Below are 16443 nucleotides of genomic sequence, written 5' to 3'. Positions count from 1 at the left end.
GGGGGGGGGGGGGGGGGGGGGGGGGGGGGGGGGGGGGGGGGGGGGGGGGGGGTGTTGGGGGGGGGGGGGGGGGGGGGGGGGGGGGGCGTGGGGGGGGGGGGGGGGGTGGGGGGGGGGGGGGGCGGGCGGGGGCGGCCCCGGCGCTCAGCCCCGGCTGGCGCGGACGACGTCGGCGAGGGAGGTGGCGGGGTGGCCCGTGAGGCGGGGTACCGCGTCGCTGACCCCGTCGAGGGCACCGGCCGCGATGGCCGTGTAGGTGGACACCCAGGCGTCGAGCTGCCACTGCGGCGCGCCGTAGGAGGCACGGGAGGCGTACGCCTCCTCGACCGTCTCGGGTTGGTAGGTGATGGTGCGACCGAGCTCCTCGGACACGATCGCGGCCGCCTCGTCCAGCGTGAGGGACGCCGGCCCGGTCAGGTCGTAGACGGCGCCCACATGGTCGGTGGGGCGGGTCAGGACCGCGGTGGCGGCGTCGGCGATGTCCTCCTGGCCGACGAACGCGGCGCTGCCCTGCCCGGCGGGACCGCGGATGACGCCGTCCTCGCCGGCGAGATCGGGCACGAACTCCGCGTACAAGTTGTCCCGGAGGAAGGTGTACGCCAGGCCGCTCGCCCGGATGTGCTCCTCGGTGTGGAAGTGGTCGCGTGCCAGGGTGAACGTGGCGTCGGGGGCCGCGCCGAAGAAGGAGACGTACACGAGGTGCCGCACGCCGGCCGCCGCGGCGGCGTCCACGAACCGCTTGTGCAGGGTGAGCCGGTCGGCGCTCTCGGAGGCGGACACCATGAGGAGGGTGTCGACGCCGGCGAGGGCGTCGGTCGAGGTGGCTCGGTCGCCGTAGTCACCTCGTACGGCGATCGCCCCCTCCAGGTGCGGGGCGCGCTCGGGGCGGCGGACCACCAGCTTCTGCGGGACGTCCCGCTCGGCGAGGCGCCGGGCGACGAGCGCGCCGAGACGTCCGGTGGAGCCGGTGACGGCGATCGTGGGGGCGGGTACGTCGGACATGATGTGCATCGCTTCCTGTGGTGGGGAGGGCCGCGCTTCGGGGTTGCCCGTCAGGGGGTGAGCCCGCTCAGGAACCGGTCCGCCCCGAAGGGAACGGACAGGGCTCGGTCGCCGAGGTCCGCGGGGACTTCGGGGTGGTCCGGGTTGACGCGGACCAGGCGGGCCCGCGGCGTGTGGCGCACCAGGTTCTCCATGGGCCGGCGGATCACACCGGGAGTACTGAACCCGGCGCCGATTTCGAGGACGAGCACCATGCTGTCCGTGGGCGCGCCGTCGAGCCACCGGGCCAGCCGCGGCCCGGCCGCCAGGTAGGCGTCGTCCACGAACTCCGGGCCGACCCGGACGTTGGGGAACACGTCGGCGCCGCAGCGGGGGCAGTGCGGCAGGGCCGCGGGGTCGGTGACCCGGCCGCTCTCACGGTCGTAGGCGGCGAGGATCCGGTCGAGGAACGGCTTGCTGTCCCATGTCTCGCGGGTGCACGGGACGGTGCACTGGAGGCGGCCGTAGTCGCCCTGCGGGGTGAAGACGCGGTCCGCCGCGAAGCCGCTGCGGACGAAGAGGGCGTCGACGTTGGACGTCATCACCCAGTGGTCGCGGTCGCCCACGACGGCCCGCAGGTGCTGGTAGAGGGCGTTCGGGCCGGGGCTGTGGCGGATGTCGTCGATGTGGACGGCCCAGTAGCCCCACATCATGTCCTCCGGCAGGGGGACGCCGAGCAGATAGCGGGAGCGCAGGCCCAGTCGGTGCAGCGCCGGCAACAGTTCCCTGAAGCGGTCGGTGTCGCCGTAGTCGTAGCCGGCCGCCGCGCTCAGGCCCGCGCCGGCCGCGACGAGAACGTGGTCGGCGTCGCGCAGCCAGGCCCGGAACGTCGCGCGGCTCTGTGCCATGGCGTCGCGGGTGCCCCCGTTGCCGCGGGTGCCGTCGGTGTCGCGGGTGTCGCTCGTCGTGCTCACGACGCGGTTGTCCTTTCCGGTGCCGCGAGGGTACGGGGGTGCGGCTCAGGTACGTGGTGACGGCCGTGGTCAGCTCGTGGGCGAGGCCAGGGAACCGGTGAGAGGGCCGCCCGGTGGGTGGTGCGCGCCGCCGGCGTCACCACCAGCCTACGAGGCGGACGGCGCGGGAGCCGGATACAGTTCCGACTGATGATGGTCAAAAACCGACACGACTCGGCGCGAGAGATCCCCGAGGTCCTCTTCGCCGCACCGGCGGGCACTCCCGCGGGCATCGAGGTGATGTCGCTGGCCGACCTGCGCGAGCGCTTCGGCGGCCGTACCCCCGACCGTCCGCAGCGCCCCGACTTCCACCACCTGATCAGCCTCACCGCGGGCGACCTCCGGCACACCGTCGACTTCACCGGTTACGCCCTCAGGCCCGGCTCCTGGCTGTGGGTGCGCCCGGGGCAGGTGCACCAGTGGGGCGACCTCACCGAGGCCGAGGGCACACTGATCCTGTTCCAGCACGACGTCCTCGACGCGGCCACCGCAACGGCCGCCCGCCTCGACGACCCGTACGCCCCTGTCGCGGGCACGCCCGTCGGTGACGACGCCGAGGCACTGGACACGGCCGCGCGACACCTGAGCCGCGAGTTCCACGCGCTCGGCCAACTGCCCCTGGACGTACACCTGATGGCCCTGCGTCACCTACTGGCCGTCCTCCTGCTGCGCCTGGCCCACCTCGCCGTCCCGGTCGGCAGCCCCGCGCCGACGCCGGACGAGACGTATCTGCGGTTCCGGGACGCGCTCGAACGGCATTTCACCCGCACCCGGCGCGTCGAGGACTACGCCGGCATGCTCGGCTACTCCGCCCGCACCCTCGCCCGGGCGACTCTCGCCACCGCGGGGCTCAGCGCCAAGGAGTTCGTCGACCGCCGGGTGGTCCTGGAGGCCAAGCGGCTGTTGGCGCACGGCGACCGGACCGCGGCCCAGATCGCCGACCAGCTCGGCTTCGCCCATCCCTCGCAGTTCGGCAAGTACTTCACGCACCGGACCGGGCGGTCGCCGATCGACTTCCGCAACGCTGTACGGGGGCGCGGCGAAGGGGCCGGCGCGCCGACTGCCGCCGGCCGGTAGTCCACCACGCGGCGGGCCCGCCCCGGACGCTGGGCGCGACCGCTGTACCGGGCGGCACCGGACGGCCGGAAGGATCAGACGGCCGCCGGGTCGTTCCGGGCCCGCTCGGAGGACCCGGGCGGGTCCGCTCACGGCAGGCGTGGCAGGACGTCCCGCGCCGCGTGGCTGAGGATGCGCAGGTCCTCCGCGAAGCGTTCCCGGTCCTCGGCGGGCAGCGGGTCCAGGAAATAGCGCCGGATGTTCTCCACATGCACGCCGGAAGCGCGCACCGCGGTCTGAGCCCCCAGCGGCGTGAGCCGTACGAGCCGCCCCCGACGGTCGCCGGGAGCCTCGGTGCGCTCGACCAGGCCGGCCGCCTCCATCCGGTCCACCAGCCGCGTCGCACCGCCCGTCGTCAGAACCTGCTCCTGGGCGATGGCACGCATCGGCAGTCCCGGCTCACCGGCCCGCCCGAGGATCAGCAGCACCTCGAACGTGAGATGGCTGATCCCGCACTCCTCCTCGAGCGCCCGCCCGAGGATGTACTCCAGCCGGTTGGCGGCGCCCTGCAGCCGGCCGAAGGCCAGGATCAGCTGGTGATCCGCTGCCTCCTTGGCCGTCGTGATGTCCGCTCCCTCGCTCACGGCCCCACCGCCTTTCTGGTCGCCTCCGGCACGTCGCCTCCGGCACGAAGGTATCGATCATGCCGTGCAGACAGGACGGCGGGCGGCACTTCCGGCATCGGCGGTCACGGCCCGCGGATCGGATGGACCGGGCGGATCGGGCGGATCGGGCGGGTCAGGTGACCGGGTGGACACGAGGTGCGGCAGGTGGCGTGTGATCCGCCTGACGGGAGGCCCGTCGCGGGCTGCCGTCGCCGGCTGCCGGGCGGTCTCGTTCCCCGACGAAAGTCGGGGGTGCCGGTGCCCGTTCGCCGGGGGCGGGGGCTCGTCCCGCCTCCCTACGATGGGGAGGTGGAATCCGGGCCGGGACGCGGTGTGCCGTGGTGGATCGAGGCAGCGGCGGCTGTGGTGCTGGCGCTGCTGTCCCTGTTGGAGGGTTTCCGGTCGGCCGGTGACACCCTGGCCGACCCCGCCCCGTGGCTGGCGGTGGCCGCCGCGGTCGCGGTGGTCGGCCGGCACCGCTTCTCGCGGACGGTGGCGGCCCTGGCGCTCGCCGCGGTCGCCCTGGGCTCACTGTTCCCGCTGCTGGTGACGCTGTATCACTTCTCCTCGCGGGACCGGTTGCGCGCGGTGTGGGTGTGCCTGGGCATCGCCCTGGGCGTCGGGCTGCCCTGGTTCGCCGTCGCGGCGGCCCTCGGCCACCCCCTCCACGGGGGACGGCTGAGCACCTGGACCAGCGGCGGTGTCGTCAATGCCGTGCTGGTGGGGCTGGCCCTGGCACTCGGTATGTGGACGGGCAGCCGGCGCAGGCTGCTGCACGCGCTGACCGAGCAGGTGGCACAGCTGCGCGTGGAGCGTGAACTGCGGTCCGGACAGGAGCGGTTGGCGGAGCGGGCCCGGATCGCCCGCGAGATGCACGACGTCCTGGCTCACCGGCTGAGCCTGCTGGTGCTGCACACCGGGGTGCTGCAACGGCGCACCGAGGGGATGCCGCCCGCGGCGGTGGAGCGCGTCGCCCTGCTGAGAACCACGGCCGGACAGGCCCTGGACGACCTGCGCGAGGTGCTGGGCGTCCTCCGCTCCGACACGCCCTCCCGGTCGGGCGGCCCGCCCGCGGTCGGTACGGACGGCGCGACGACCGCCGAGGCGCCCGGCCCTACAGGAGCTGACCGACCTGCTCGCCGAGGCACGGGCCGCTGGTCAGGTGATCGACGCGGTGGTCTCCGGCGACGAGGGGAGCACCCCCACCAGTCACCGGCTGGCCGTGCACCGGCTCGTGCGCGAGGCCCTCACCAACACACGCAGGCACGCTCGCGAGACGCCCGTCGCGGTGCGCGTGCACTACGGTCCGCCGGCCACCACGGTGGAGGTCGTCAACGGCCCCGCCACGGACGCCGGGAACACCGGGAACACCGGGACTACCGGGAACGCCGGGAACACCAGGACCGGGAACGCCGGGAACACCAGGACTGGGAACGCCGGGACTACCGGGAACGCCGGGAACACCAGGACCGGGAACGCCGGGAACGCCGCGAGTTCGCCGACGGGTGAGGGCCCGGCCGGGGACGCGGCCGGCGCGGCGCCCGGCGGCTACGGCCTCGTCGGTCTGACGGAGCGGGTCACGGCACTGGGCGGTCACCTGCACGCCGGTTCCTCCGGGGCCGGCTGGCGGCTCGCCGCCCGGCTGCCCACCCCGTCCCCTGCCTACCCTCCGGTGCCCGCCTCGCCGTCGCTCCCGGTCCGACCCGGCGGCGTGACGTCGGCCCCGGACGGGTCGTGACGGCCCGAGGAGAGGCTCCGGACCCGGCCCGGGTGCCCGGACCCGGTCCCAGCCACGGGGGACGACAAGGAGGGGACCGCCGAACCCGAGGGGATCTGCTGGAGCCGCTTGTGCCGCTCGTACTCCTCGCGCTCCATGCCATGCCCGTCGGGATGGTCCTCCCGCCAGGTGTCCACCGGGCTGCCGTCCGGGCGGATGAGCACGGGGTCGTCGTAGTCGCTGTGGTCGGCCTTCGGATCCGCCGTCTCGGCCGGCAGGGATGGCGTCGTCATTCCGCCCTCCTCCTCCAGGCCTCCTCGGGTTTCCTCGGGCTACGCCGGGTTTCCTCGGTTCACCGCTCAGTGGAACTGGGGCACGATCAGATAGATCCCGTACGCCACCACGGCCACGCAGGCGAGCAAGCACAGGCCGGCCTGTGCGAGGCCGGGGGCGGAGGTGCCACCGCCGTCCTCGCGCGCTCCCTCGAACCGGGCGAGACCAAGAACGCCGAGCGCGAAGACGACGACCACCGCCACGGTGACGCCGACGCTCACCGCGGCGACCTCGCCGAGTGCGGTCCAGTCGAGACTCATCGGATGACTCCCTTTGCTCACGCGGCCGTGCCGACGCTCGCCGGCACGTCGGTGCGGAGGTTGACCTCGTGGGTGTCGTTGACGTTGTCGGCGTGCACCGGGTTACGGCGGGAGAGCACGACGATCCCCACGGCGACGGCGGCGCCGACCAGCGCCACGACGACGGTGCCGGCGTCGCCGCCGTGCTTGACCGCGCTCGCCGAGAGTCCGCCGACCAGCGCGGCGGCGGGCAGCGTGATCAGCCAGGCGACCACCATCCGGCCCGCGACGCCCCAGCGGACCTCCGCGAGGCGGCGGCCCAGGCCCGCACCGAGGATGCTGCCGGAGGCGACCTGCGTGGTGGACAGGGCGAAGCCCAGGTGGGCGGAGGTCAGGATCACCGTGGTGGAGGCCGTCTCGGCGGCGAAGCCCTGCGGGGACTGGATCTCGGTCAGCCCCTTGCCCATGGTGCGGATGATCCGCCAGCCGCCGATGTAGGTGCCGAGACCGATCGCGAGACCGGCCGAGGCGATCACCCACACCGGGGGACCGGCGTCGTGGCCGAGCGCGCCCGCCGAGATGAGGGTGAGCGTGATGACGCCCATGGTCTTCTGCGCGTCGTTGGTGCCGTGCGCGAGGGAGACCAGGGACGCGGAGGCGATCTGGCCGAGCCGGAACCCCTTAGTGACCGTCTTCCTGCGGGCGCGGGCGGTCAGCTTGTATGCGAGGTAGGTCGCGATCAGCGCGGCCACGCCCGCCACCACGGGCGAGGCCACAGCCGGTATCAGTACCTTCTCGACGACCTTGTCGAAGTGGACGCCGTCCGCCCCGGCCCCCACCCACACCGCACCGATCAACCCGCCGAACAGCGCGTGTGAGGAACTCGACGGCAGTCCCAGCAGCCAGGTCATGAGATTCCACAGGATCGCGCCGACCAGCCCAGCGAAGATCATCCCGGGGGTGACCAGGGTGTCGTCCACGATGCCGGCGGAGATCGTCCTGGCGACCTCGGTGGACAGGAAGGCACCGACGATGTTGAGGGCACCGCTCACCAGCACCGCCGTACGCGGCTTCAGCGCGCCGGTCGCGATGGACGTGGCCATCGCGTTGGCGGTGTCGTGGAATCCGTTGGTGAAGTCGAAGGCAAGGGCCGTGATGATGACGACCGCCACGAGGAACGTGATGTGGTCCATCGCCCCAGTGCAACAAGCGCTTCCATACGGCGGGCGAACGCCAGGCAAAGCACGGTTCAGGACCATGCGCCCAGTCGGTGATGACCGTGTGGGTCTCCCGTGGGGGGGCCGGCCGACCGCGGCCTCTCTCGCATCAACTCCCGTAAGGGGCGCGGGCTCGGGTCCGCCGCGGCGGGCGCGGTCGTTCAGCGGGGGTCGTGGGTGGGTCCCTCGTTCCGGGACCGGGTGGCCTGCCGGCTGGCGAGCGGTCGGAGGCGGCGCCCGGAGGTCGTGCCGGGCCCGGCGGCGCACGGGTTCAGGTCGAAGACCGGCGCGTGCGGACGTCACCTGCCCCGGTGTTCGCCCGGGTCCGACTGCTCCAGGTGGGAGGCCAGCACGGCGGCCTGTACGCGCCGTTGGACGCCCAGCTTGGCGAGCAGGCGGGAGATGTGGTTCTTGACGGTCTTCTCCGACAGGTACAGCTTCTTGCCGATCTCGCGGTTGGTGAGGCCGTCGCCGATCAGGGCCAGGATGTCCCGCTCGCGCGGTGACAGGCTCGCCAGCTCGGACGGTACGGCCGGACTGTCCGCCGGGTCGGCGCGCAGCGAGCGCATCAGCCGGGCGGTGGTCGCGGGATCCAGCATCGACTGGCCCGAGGCGACCGTGCGTACCGCCGAGACGAGGTCGGACCCCTTGATCTGCTTGAGGACGTAGCCGGAGGCACCCGCCATGATCGCGTCGAGCAGGGCTTCCTCGTCGTCGAACGAGGTCAGCATCAGACAGGCCAGCTCCGGCATCTGGCTGCGCAGCTCCCGGCAGACGGAGATGCCGTCGCCGTCCGGCAGCCGTACGTCGAGGACGGCGACGTCGGGGCGCAGCGCGGGGCCCCGGGCGAGCGCGTGGTCGACGGTGCCGGCGTCGCCGACCACCGCGATGTCCGGCTCGGTGTCGAGCAGGTCGGCCAGACCGCGGCGGACGACCTCGTGGTCGTCCAGCAGGAACACGCGGATCGGGTTGCGCTCGCTGAACGTGCGCGGCTCCGGCATGGTGACCCCTTCGTTCCCGGTGAGGACGGACTGCGGGCTGTTCCTCATGCCGATCATCACGCGTGGGGGCCGAACGCACCAGGGCCGATCGGCCCCTTCGGGGTCCGTTCGAGGCAGGCGGGGGCGGATCAGACGGTGCTGCCGGCGCCGTACGGGGCGTACAGGTCCAGGAGGCGGGTGCGGGCCGAGCGGAGGCGGTGGGCGAGTACCTGGCCCGCCCACTGGCTGACGTCGCCGGCGAGAGCGGGATCGTCGGCGCACATCGACCGGATGGCCGTGGCGTCGAACTCGTAGGCCCGTACGGGTGTGGTCGTCCCGGCGCCCAGGTGCCAGATGTGCGGGGCGAACAGCCAGGACCAGCCGACCAGTTCGTTGTGCCCGAGGCTCTCGATGACGGCCGCCCGGCAGCCGGGGACCCGCATGTCGAGCTCGATCCTGCCGGTGCGGATGATCCAGAAGCGGTCGGCGTGCCCACCCTCGTTGAACAGGCGCGTCCCCTGGGGGATGGACACCTCCCGGGCGAAGCGCATGAGCCGTCCGCGGTGTTCGACGGACAGTGCGCGCAGCATGCTGGGGGTGGAAGAGACGTTCATGAGGTGCCTCCCTGGCGGAGTGCGGGCTTCCGGAGCCATCCTGTTCGCCGGCCGCGCGCGTGCGCATGGGCCACCCGGCCCACTGATCGGCCCGTTCGGTACCGAGGAGTGGTGGAGGAGTGGTGGCGGTACGACGCCGAGGACGGGCCGGTCGGGTCTGCGCGGGCCGGCCTACCGGCGGTCGAGCCACGCCCGGTAGGCGGCCACGGCCGTCGGGAGCGTCGGGAAGATCCGGTCCCTGCCGACCGAGTCCGCCAGACCGTACGCCTCCAGGTCGTCCAGCAGGTCCTGCTTGACCCGGGCGAGGGCGAACTCGACACCCCGCCCGAGGAGCTCGCGGCGCACCCCGTCGACCGCGTCGAGGGCGGTGATGTCCACCTCGACGTTCGCCTCGGTGTTCAGCACGAACCACCGCACCGGGTCGGTCTGTTCGTCGACGGCGGCCAGGGCGCGGCGCCGGAAGTCCTCGGCGTTGGCGAAGAACAGGGGCGAGTCGTAGCGGTAGACGAGCAGACCGGGAATCGTGCGGGCCAGCGGGTAGTCGTCGACGTCGTGCATGCCGGCCACCCCGGGGACCAGGCCCTCGACGGCGTCGTGCGGCCGGGCCACCCGGGTCAGCAGCTCGGCCACCGACAGGCCGACGGCCACGATCACCCCGTACAGGATGTCCAGGGCGAGCACCCCCGCGAGGCAGCCGAGTGCCAGCAGCAGTTCCCGGCGGCGGAAGGACGCCAGTCGGCGGAAGCCCGCGAGGTCGATCAGGCGGACCGCGGCGTAGACGACGAGCGCGCCGAGCACGGCGGAGGGCATGCGGGTCAGCAGGGGGCTGAGGAAGAGCAGTACGGCCAGCACCACCGCTCCGGCGACCAGGGAGTAGCCCTGGCTGCGGGCGCCCGCCGAGGAGGCGAGGGCGGTGCGGCTGGCGCTGCTGCTGACCGGGAAGCCGTGCAGCACGCCGGCGCCGAGGTTGGCTGCGCCCAGGGCGAGGAACTCCTGGTCGGCGTCGAGCCCGGGGCCCTCGTCGTCGTCCTCGCCGGTGAAGGCCCGTGCGGTGAGGACGAAGTCGGTGTAGGCGACGAGCAGCACGCCGAGGGCCGGCAGCACGAGGTGGGGCAGTTCGCCCAGGTCCGGGACGGCCACGTCCGGCAGGCCGGAGGGGACCTCGCCGATCACCTTGAGCCCGTACCGGCCGTCGAGGTCGAAGACGACCACGGCGGCGGTCGCGAGGACGACGGTGACCAGCGGGCCGGGCACCACGGGGACGAACCAGGTCATCAGAAAGAGGAACGCGAGGGCGGTCGCCGAGAAGACGACGGTGGCGAGGTGTGCGTCCGCCAAGTGGCTGAAGAACGACCACAGTCGCGCGAAGAACTCCGCACCGGAGGTGGGCACCCCGGTGAGTTTGGTCAGCTGGTCCACCATCATGGTCAACGCCACGCCGGCGAGATAGCCGATCAGGACCGGGCGGGAGAGCAGGTCCGCGAAGAAGCCCAGCCGCACCACGCGGGCGACCAGGCACAGCAGTCCGACCGTGACCGCGAGGGCCGCCGCCAGGGAGGCGTAGCGCCGGGGGTCACCCGCGGCGAGCGGTGCGACCACGGTGGCCGTCATGAGAGCGGTCGTGGACTCGGGGCCGACCGACAGCAGGCGCGAGGAACCGAGCAGCGCGTACAGGCCGAGGGCGGGGAGGATCGCCCACAGACCGGTGACCGGGGGCAGCCCCGCCACCCCCGCGTACGCCATGACCTGCGGCACGAGATACGCGGCCACGGTCACGCCGGCGAGCAGGTCACCCGTGAGCCAGGAGCGGCGGTAGCCCAGCAGCGCCACGAGTCCGGGCAGCAGCCTCCGCCACTGCGGAACGAACCTGGTCGACCCGTGCGACATCTGCCCTCTTCCGTCGTCTGACCTCATGATTCACCGGTGGGCGACCGGGCGCGAGGGCAACGGCGGCAGCGGCGGGCCCGGTGCTCCGCGTCGGGCCAACGGACTGCGCGCGCGGGGCCGTTCGGCCCCATGGCCGCGGACCTTCGGCATCCGGTGGCGGCCGCCGTGCGGGACCAGAGTGAGTCCGGTCAGGCAGCGATCCGACCGCCCTCGAAGGGATACACGACCATGGCCGTGCACGAGTACCCGCACCGGAGTTCCCGGTTCCATCTGCCGTCGTTCCGCAGGCACACGACCGTCTCCGCTGCCGAGCCGGGCGTCTCGGCGCGCGCCGACAGCCGCGCCGCGGGGGCCTACGCCCTGGCGTCCCTGCGTCTGCTCACCGGGTTCGTGTTCCTGTGGGCCTTCCTCGACAAGACCTTCGGTCTCGGCTACGCCACCCCGTCCGGCGAGGGCTGGATCGACGGCGGATCGCCGACGAAGGGCTTCCTCGGCTCGGTCGCCGCCGGGCCGATGGAGTCGGCCTTCCATTCCTGGGCCGGCGACCCGTGGGCGGACTGGCTGTTCATGCTCGGCCTGCTCGGGATCGCTCTCGCGCTGCTCGCGGGGGTCGCGCTGCGGTTCGCCGCCGTGGCCGGCACCGCGATGATGGCGCTGATGTGGATCGCCGAGTGGCCGCCCGCCAAGCACCTCTCGGACGGTTCGGCGAGCATGTCGACCAATCCGTTCGTCGACTACCACGTCGTCTACTCCGTCGCCCTGATCGTGGTGGCCGCGCTCGCCGCCGGCGACACCCTGGCCGCGGGCGGGCTCTGGGCCAGGCTGCCCTTCGTCCGCGACCACCGCTGGCTGCGCTGACCACCGACCGCCCGGTGGGTCGCTCCTCCGGCCCGCCGCGCCCGGCCCTACGGGGGGTCGGTCGGCCCCGGTTCGGGACCACTGGCCCCTGCACGCGGAACTCCCCGAGGACGACGCTGGAATCAGATCCCTCACCCAGGAGGTGGAGTTCATGCTCCGCACCATCACCGTCGGCCTCGACGGTTCACCCGAGAGCCGGGCCGCCGCGGAATGGGCGGCCCGCGAAGCCGCCCTCCGCACCCTGCCACTGAAGATCGTCCACGTCTGGGAGCCCGTACCGGAGCCCGTCGCGCAGGCCCCCCTCCTGGGGGCGGAGACCCAGCAGCACTGGACCGAGCGGATACCCCGCGAAGCAGCCGAGGGCATCGCCCTGCGGCATCCCGGCGTCGAGGTGAGCAGCGAGCAGGTCACCGGCCGTCCGGGGGACGTCCTGGCCGAGGCGGCGAAGGGCGCCGAGCTCCTCGTGCTGGGCTCCCGCGGTCTCGGCGGGCTCAGCGGCTTCATGGTCGGCTCGGTCGGTCTGTCCGTCCTCGCGCACACGGAGCGCCCGGTGGTGCTCGTCCGTGCGCTGGAGGCGGCCGCCGACGAGCACGAGACGGACCCGGTGGGTGTGCCGTCCGCGGCGACCCCGTTCAGGCCCGTGGTGCTCGGGCTCGACACCGAACACCCCGACGGGACGCTGATCGAGTTCGCCTTCGACGCCGCCGTGCGCCGCGCGACGTCCCTGCGGGTCGTGCACGGCTGGAACCCGCCGCCGTACTACGCGTTCGGGACGCCCACCGACCCCGCACTGCACGAGAGCCTGGTGCTGCGCGCGGCCGGGGAACTGACCGAGGCGCTGCGGCCCTGGCGGCAGAAGTTCCCGGACGTCGAGGTCACCGAGTTGTCCCGCTACGGCAGTGCGGCCGTCCACGTCGTGGACGCCTCTCGCGAGGCATCCCTCGTCGTCGTGGGCCGGCGCGCCCGCCGCAGCCCCTTCGGCGCCCACGTCGGCCATGTCGCGCACGCGGTCCTGCACCACTCCACCGCCCCCGTCGCCGTCGTCCCCCACAGCTGACCCGTCCCGAGGAGAGGAGACCCATGAAGGCAGCGGTCGTACGAGCGTTCGGTGAGCCCCTGGTCATCGAGGAGCGCCCCGACCCCGAACCGGGCCCCGGCCAGGTCCGCGTCCGGGTGGAGGCGTCCGGACTGTGCCACACCGACATCCACGCGGCGCACGGCGACTGGCCGGTAAGGCCGACCCCGCCGTTCGTCCCCGGCCACGAGGGCGTGGGCCTGGTGGAGGCGCTCGGCGCGGGCGTCACCCGCCTGGCCCTCGGGCAGCGGGTCGCCGTGCCCTGGCTCGGCAGGGCCTGCGGGCGGTGCGAGCACTGTCTGTCCGGCTGGGAGACGCTCTGCGAGCAGCAGGTCAACACCGGCTACGGCTGCGACGGCGGACACGCCGAGAAGATGCTGGCCTGGGCCGACTTCGCCCAGCCCGTGCCGGACGGGATCACCGCCCTGGACGCCGCCCCGCTGACCTGCGCGGGCGTGACGACGTACAAGGCGCTGAAGGTCGCCGACGTGAGACCCACCCAACTGGTCGCGGTCTCCGGCGTCGGCGGTCTCGGCCACCTCGCGGTGCAGTACGCGAAGATCGCCGGTGCCACCGTCGCGGCGATCGACGTCACCGACGAGAAGCTCGAACTCGCCGCGGAACTGGGCGCGGACCTCGTCATCGACGCACGCAAGGACGACGTCGGTGAAGTGCTCAAGCGGTACGGCGGCGCTCACGCGGCCATCGCGCTCGCGGTGGACGACGCGGCCTTCGAGGCCGTCAACTCCGGGCTGCGGCGCGGCGGCAAGCTCGTTATGGTGGCTCTACCGGCGCACGGCACGGTACGTCTGCCGATCTTCGACACCGTGCTCAACGGGACCTCGGTGATCGGCTCGATCGTCGGCACCCGGCAGGACCTCGCCGAGGTCTTCCAGCTCCACGCGGCAGGACGCACCAAGGTCATCTACGAGACCCGCCCGCTCGCCTCCGTCAACGAATGCGTCGACGAGGTGCTGCGCGGCGAGGTCAGGGCCCGGATCGTCTTCGACCTGGGCGCGGGACGGTGAGAACGATGGACCTTCCGATCGTCGTCGGCGTGGACGGCTCCGCACCGAGCCTGCGGGCGGTCGACTGGGCCGCCGACGAGGCCGCCCTGCGCGGGCTACCGCTGCGGCTGGTGTACGCCTCCCTCTGGGAGAGGTACGAGGGCGTCGCGCAGGCGGGGGATCCGGGCGAGCCGTCCGAGCAGGTCATGGCCGAGGACGTCGTGCGGGCCGCCGCACAGCGGGCCCGTCTGCGCCGGCCAGGCGTCGAACTCTCCACCGGCGTGCTGCCGGGGGAGCCCGCGTACGCGCTGCTGCGGGAGGGCGCCCACGCCGCCCTGCTGGTGCTCGGCGCCCGGGGCCGCGGCGGCCTCGCCGAGATGCTGCTCGGGTCGGTCGGCCTCACCGTCGCCGCCCACGCCGAATGCCCGGTCGTCGTGCTGCGCGGCGACGACCCGGGTGGAACCACTACGCGGCGCCGCGTCGTGGTGGGCGTCGGCGAGAAGGCGGCGGACTCCGCGGCCCTGCGCTTCGCCGTCCAGGAGGCCGGGCTGCGCCACGCGCCCCTGCACGCCGTACGGGCCTGGCGATGTCCCGCCCACGAGAGCACCGACCACCCGCTGTTCTCCGGTGAACCGGCCCGGCTGCACGAGCAGCAGGCCGCCGAGGCGCTGGAGCAGGCGCTGAAGGACGTACCGGCCGACCTGGAAGCGCGCCGGGACACGGTGGAGGGCCCCGCCCGCAAGGTGCTGCTAGCCGCCTCGCAGGGCGCCGACCTGCTGGTGGTCGGCGCCCGGCGCACCCCGGGGTACCACGGCCTTCAGCTGGGGCATGTCGCCCACGCCGTGCTGCACCACGCCGCCTGCCCCGTCGCGGTCGTACCCGAGCGGGGCTGAGGAGGTGACCTGCCGCTCAGAGCACCGCCGCGTGGTCGGGGACGTAGGTCTGCAGATCGCGCGGCGGACGCTCGTAGCCGGTCGACGCGGGCCGCTCCGGCATCTTCAGCACCGGCGGCGGCACGTCGTGGTAGGGCACGGTGCTCAGCAGGTGGGCGATCATGTTCAGCCGCGCCCGGCGCTTGTCGTCGCTCTCGACCACGTACCAGGGCGCTTCCGCGATGTCGGTGTGCACCAGCATCGCGTCCTTCGCCCGGGAGTACGCCTCCCACCGGCTGAGGGACTCCAGGTCCATGGGCGACAGCTTCCAGCGCCGCAGCGGGTCCTCCAGCCGGCGCCGGAACCGCTCATGCTGCTCGGTGTCGCTCACCGAGAACCAGTACTTGCGCAGCAGGACACCGTCCTCGACCAGCATCCGCTCGAAGATCGGGCACTGCCGGAGGAAGAGCTGGTACTCCTCCCGCGTACAGAAACCCATGACGTGCTCGACGCCGGCCCGGTTGTACCAGGACCGGTCGAACAGCACGATCTCCCCGGCCGCCGGCAGGTGCTCGACGTACCGCTGGAAGTACCACTGGGTGCGCTCGCGCTCGGTCGGCTTCGGCAGCGCGGCGATGCGTGCCACGCGCGGGTTGAGGTGCTCCGCGACCCGCTTGATGGTGCCGCCCTTGCCCGCCGCGTCCCGCCCCTCGAAGACCACGACCAGCCGGGCGCCCTCCGCCCGCACCCACTCCTGCAGCCGCACCAGCTCCGTCTGGAGCCGGAGCAGTTCCTTCTCGTACGCCTTGCGCGGCAGGGTCACTGCCTTCTTGCCGGCCATGCCGCCTCCACCGCCCGATGACCCACACCGATGACATCCGGAGTCACCCATGCCCACGGTCGAACACCAGGACGCCACCGTACTGACCGGCGAGGAGCCGCGCACCCTGGACGCTCATTGGCGGGCCGCCGACCACCTCTGGAACGGCCCCGTGTGGCCCCTGGACCGCTCCTGCCCTCCGCCGGACGGATCGAGGCGCCGGAGCGTCATGACGCAGAGCCGTGACCACGGACGACCTGATCGATCGCCCGATCCGTGCGGGCCGCGCGGAGGAGACGGCGGCCACGGGGGAACGCGGGAGCGACCCGGCGATCGCCCCCTCCACGACCGCCGGGGCAGGAAGGCACAGGCCCTGCGCGCGTGGCCGAGGGCCGGACGCGCGCCCTGTGAAAGGAGGCGGACCTCATGACCGGCACCGTGTTGGTCACCTACGGAACGACGAACGGATCCACCGCGCGGATCGCGGACACGGTCGCCGGCGTCCTGCGTGAGAACGGGCTGACCGTCGAGTCGCTGCCGGCCCGGTCGGTGACGAGCGTCCTGCCGTACGACGCCGTCGTGGTCGGCGGTGGCTTGTACACAGGGCGCTGGCACAAGGACGCGCGGCGGTTCGTCCGCCGGTTCCGCAAGGCGCTGTCGCAGCGCCCGGTGTGGTTCTTCAGCAGCGGACCGCTCGACCCCTCGGCCTCCGAGCGGGACGTCCCGCCCGTCCGTGGCGTGCAGCGGACCATGGCGCGGCTGGACGTCCGGGAGCACGTCACCTTCGGAGGATGCCTGGAAGAGGGTGCCAGGGGGCGGGTGGCCGGGATGATCCTCCGCTCCGGGAAGGGCGGCGACTTCCGGGACTTCGGCGCGATCGAGGCATGGGCGCAAGGTGTCGCCGACGACTTGTCCCGTTCGTAGGGGCGGTGGAGGGAGGCTGGGCGTGCGCCGGCAGTGGAGGGGGGCTTGCCGGGCCGGGGGTTGCGTCCTGCCCGGCGGGGGGGGGGGGGGGGGGGGGGGGGGGGGGGGGGGGGGGGGGGGGGGGGGGGGGGGGGGGGGGGGGGGGGAGGGCGAGAGGGGGAAGGGGGGGGGGGGGGGGGGGAAGA

16 protein-coding genes and 1 pseudogene are annotated in these 16443 nt (G+C 73.4%); 7 read left to right on the top strand and 10 right to left on the bottom strand.

What is annotated here, in order from left to right; translation table 11 throughout:
- Nucleotides 1-144: 144 nt before the first annotated feature.
- Together AC07AZ_RS33665 and AC07AZ_RS33660 are read right to left on the bottom strand one after the other, a co-directional pair.
- Entirely contained in the window at nucleotides 145-1011 is an 867-nt protein-coding gene (locus AC07AZ_RS33665) for an SDR family oxidoreductase (RefSeq protein ID WP_478854526.1), read from the bottom strand.
- A gap of 41 nt (nucleotides 1012-1052) precedes the next feature.
- Entirely contained in the window at nucleotides 1053-1955 is a 903-nt protein-coding gene (locus tag AC07AZ_RS33660; protein WP_478854525.1) for an SIR2 family NAD-dependent protein deacylase, read from the bottom strand.
- 189 nt (nucleotides 1956-2144) lie between these two features.
- On the opposite strand from AC07AZ_RS33660, the gene AC07AZ_RS33655 reads away from it, so the two are divergent.
- A complete protein-coding gene (locus AC07AZ_RS33655; protein WP_478854524.1) occupies nucleotides 2145-3071 on the top strand; it encodes a helix-turn-helix domain-containing protein in 927 nt (308 codons plus the stop codon).
- Nucleotides 3072-3199: 128 nt separating this feature from the next.
- Here the strand turns inward: AC07AZ_RS33655 and AC07AZ_RS33650 are convergent, their stop codons facing one another.
- Nucleotides 3200-3694: a MarR family winged helix-turn-helix transcriptional regulator gene (locus AC07AZ_RS33650; RefSeq protein WP_478854523.1), complete on the bottom strand. Its 495-nt coding sequence runs from the start codon at nucleotides 3692-3694 to the stop codon at nucleotides 3200-3202.
- A 330-nt stretch (nucleotides 3695-4024) separates the two neighbouring features.
- Between AC07AZ_RS33650 and AC07AZ_RS33645 the strand changes: the two genes are divergently transcribed.
- Nucleotides 4025-5224, top strand: a complete 1200-nt coding sequence (locus tag AC07AZ_RS33645) for a sensor histidine kinase (RefSeq protein WP_478854522.1) — start codon at nucleotides 4025-4027, stop codon at nucleotides 5222-5224.
- A 321-nt stretch (nucleotides 5225-5545) separates the two neighbouring features.
- Here the strand turns inward: AC07AZ_RS33645 and AC07AZ_RS33640 are convergent.
- The 6 genes and pseudogenes from AC07AZ_RS33640 to AC07AZ_RS33615 form a co-directional block, all read right to left on the bottom strand.
- A pseudogene (locus AC07AZ_RS33640) lies at nucleotides 5546-5725 on the bottom strand (polyphosphate kinase 2); the annotation flags it as partial.
- Between the two features lie 66 nt (nucleotides 5726-5791).
- Nucleotides 5792-6025, bottom strand: coding sequence for a hypothetical protein (locus AC07AZ_RS33635; protein ID WP_478854521.1), 234 nt, complete (start codon nucleotides 6023-6025; stop codon nucleotides 5792-5794).
- Nucleotides 6026-6042: 17 nt separating this feature from the next.
- Nucleotides 6043-7197, bottom strand: a complete 1155-nt coding sequence (locus tag AC07AZ_RS33630) for an inorganic phosphate transporter (RefSeq protein ID WP_478854520.1) — start codon at nucleotides 7195-7197, stop codon at nucleotides 6043-6045.
- A 323-nt stretch (nucleotides 7198-7520) separates the two neighbouring features.
- Nucleotides 7521-8222, bottom strand: a complete 702-nt coding sequence (locus AC07AZ_RS33625; protein ID WP_478854530.1) for a response regulator — start codon at nucleotides 8220-8222, stop codon at nucleotides 7521-7523.
- Nucleotides 8223-8350: 128 nt separating this feature from the next.
- Complete coding sequence (locus AC07AZ_RS33620; protein ID WP_478854519.1) at nucleotides 8351-8815, bottom strand: Crp/Fnr family transcriptional regulator; 465 nt, start codon at nucleotides 8813-8815, stop codon at nucleotides 8351-8353.
- Between the two features lie 171 nt (nucleotides 8816-8986).
- The gene (locus AC07AZ_RS33615; RefSeq protein WP_478854518.1) at nucleotides 8987-10702 is read right to left on the bottom strand and encodes a SulP family inorganic anion transporter; all 1716 of its coding nucleotides are present in this window, start codon (nucleotides 10700-10702) and stop codon (nucleotides 8987-8989) included.
- Nucleotides 10703-10930: 228 nt separating this feature from the next.
- On the opposite strand from AC07AZ_RS33615, the gene AC07AZ_RS33610 reads away from it, so the two are divergent.
- From AC07AZ_RS33610 to AC07AZ_RS33595, 4 genes are all read left to right on the top strand, one after another.
- Nucleotides 10931-11560 (top strand): hypothetical protein, encoded by a 630-nt coding sequence (locus tag AC07AZ_RS33610; RefSeq protein WP_478854517.1) that lies wholly within the window; start codon nucleotides 10931-10933, stop codon nucleotides 11558-11560.
- 151 nt (nucleotides 11561-11711) lie between these two features.
- Nucleotides 11712-12617: a universal stress protein gene (locus tag AC07AZ_RS33605; RefSeq protein ID WP_478854516.1), complete on the top strand. Its 906-nt coding sequence runs from the start codon at nucleotides 11712-11714 to the stop codon at nucleotides 12615-12617.
- Between the two features lie 23 nt (nucleotides 12618-12640).
- Nucleotides 12641-13663 carry a zinc-dependent alcohol dehydrogenase gene (locus AC07AZ_RS33600; protein WP_478854515.1) on the top strand — a complete coding sequence of 341 codons (1023 nt, stop codon included), beginning with the start codon at nucleotides 12641-12643 and terminating at the stop codon, nucleotides 13661-13663.
- A 5-nt stretch (nucleotides 13664-13668) separates the two neighbouring features.
- Nucleotides 13669-14535: a universal stress protein gene (locus AC07AZ_RS33595; protein ID WP_478854514.1), complete on the top strand. Its 867-nt coding sequence runs from the start codon at nucleotides 13669-13671 to the stop codon at nucleotides 14533-14535.
- Nucleotides 14536-14551: 16 nt separating this feature from the next.
- Here the strand turns inward: AC07AZ_RS33595 and ppk2 are convergent, their stop codons facing one another.
- The gene (gene ppk2 / locus AC07AZ_RS33590) at nucleotides 14552-15355 is read right to left on the bottom strand and encodes a polyphosphate kinase 2 (protein WP_478854513.1); all 804 of its coding nucleotides are present in this window, start codon (nucleotides 15353-15355) and stop codon (nucleotides 14552-14554) included.
- A 405-nt stretch (nucleotides 15356-15760) separates the two neighbouring features.
- On the opposite strand from ppk2, the gene AC07AZ_RS33585 reads away from it, so the two are divergent.
- Nucleotides 15761-16258, top strand: a complete 498-nt coding sequence (locus tag AC07AZ_RS33585; protein ID WP_478854512.1) for a flavodoxin domain-containing protein — start codon at nucleotides 15761-15763, stop codon at nucleotides 16256-16258.
- Nucleotides 16259-16443 lie beyond the last annotated feature (185 nt).

Source organism: Streptomyces sp. NPDC043878 (genome assembly GCF_056435735.1).
Note: the sequence above shows the minus strand (reverse complement) of the source record. Positions and strands in the feature narration are given on the sequence as shown.

Coding starts and splice junctions, on each gene's coding strand:
- AC07AZ_RS33655 (WP_478854524.1), top strand. CDS start 2,145: ATGATGGTCAAAAACCGACACGACTCGGCGCGAGAGATCCCCGAGGTC.
- AC07AZ_RS33585 (WP_478854512.1), top strand. CDS start 15,761: ATGACCGGCACCGTGTTGGTCACCTACGGAACGACGAACGGATCCACC.
- AC07AZ_RS33605 (WP_478854516.1), top strand. CDS start 11,712: ATGCTCCGCACCATCACCGTCGGCCTCGACGGTTCACCCGAGAGCCGG.
- AC07AZ_RS33630 (WP_478854520.1), bottom strand. CDS start 7,197: ATGGACCACATCACGTTCCTCGTGGCGGTCGTCATCATCACGGCCCTT.
- AC07AZ_RS33610 (WP_478854517.1), top strand. CDS start 10,931: ATGGCCGTGCACGAGTACCCGCACCGGAGTTCCCGGTTCCATCTGCCG.
- AC07AZ_RS33600 (WP_478854515.1), top strand. CDS start 12,641: ATGAAGGCAGCGGTCGTACGAGCGTTCGGTGAGCCCCTGGTCATCGAG.
- AC07AZ_RS33615 (WP_478854518.1), bottom strand. CDS start 10,702: ATGTCGCACGGGTCGACCAGGTTCGTTCCGCAGTGGCGGAGGCTGCTG.
- AC07AZ_RS33665 (WP_478854526.1), bottom strand. CDS start 1,011: ATGCACATCATGTCCGACGTACCCGCCCCCACGATCGCCGTCACCGGC.
- AC07AZ_RS33595 (WP_478854514.1), top strand. CDS start 13,669: ATGGACCTTCCGATCGTCGTCGGCGTGGACGGCTCCGCACCGAGCCTG.
- AC07AZ_RS33620 (WP_478854519.1), bottom strand. CDS start 8,815: ATGAACGTCTCTTCCACCCCCAGCATGCTGCGCGCACTGTCCGTCGAA.
- ppk2 (WP_478854513.1), bottom strand. CDS start 15,355: ATGGCCGGCAAGAAGGCAGTGACCCTGCCGCGCAAGGCGTACGAGAAG.
- AC07AZ_RS33625 (WP_478854530.1), bottom strand. CDS start 8,222: ATGCCGGAGCCGCGCACGTTCAGCGAGCGCAACCCGATCCGCGTGTTC.
- AC07AZ_RS33635 (WP_478854521.1), bottom strand. CDS start 6,025: ATGAGTCTCGACTGGACCGCACTCGGCGAGGTCGCCGCGGTGAGCGTC.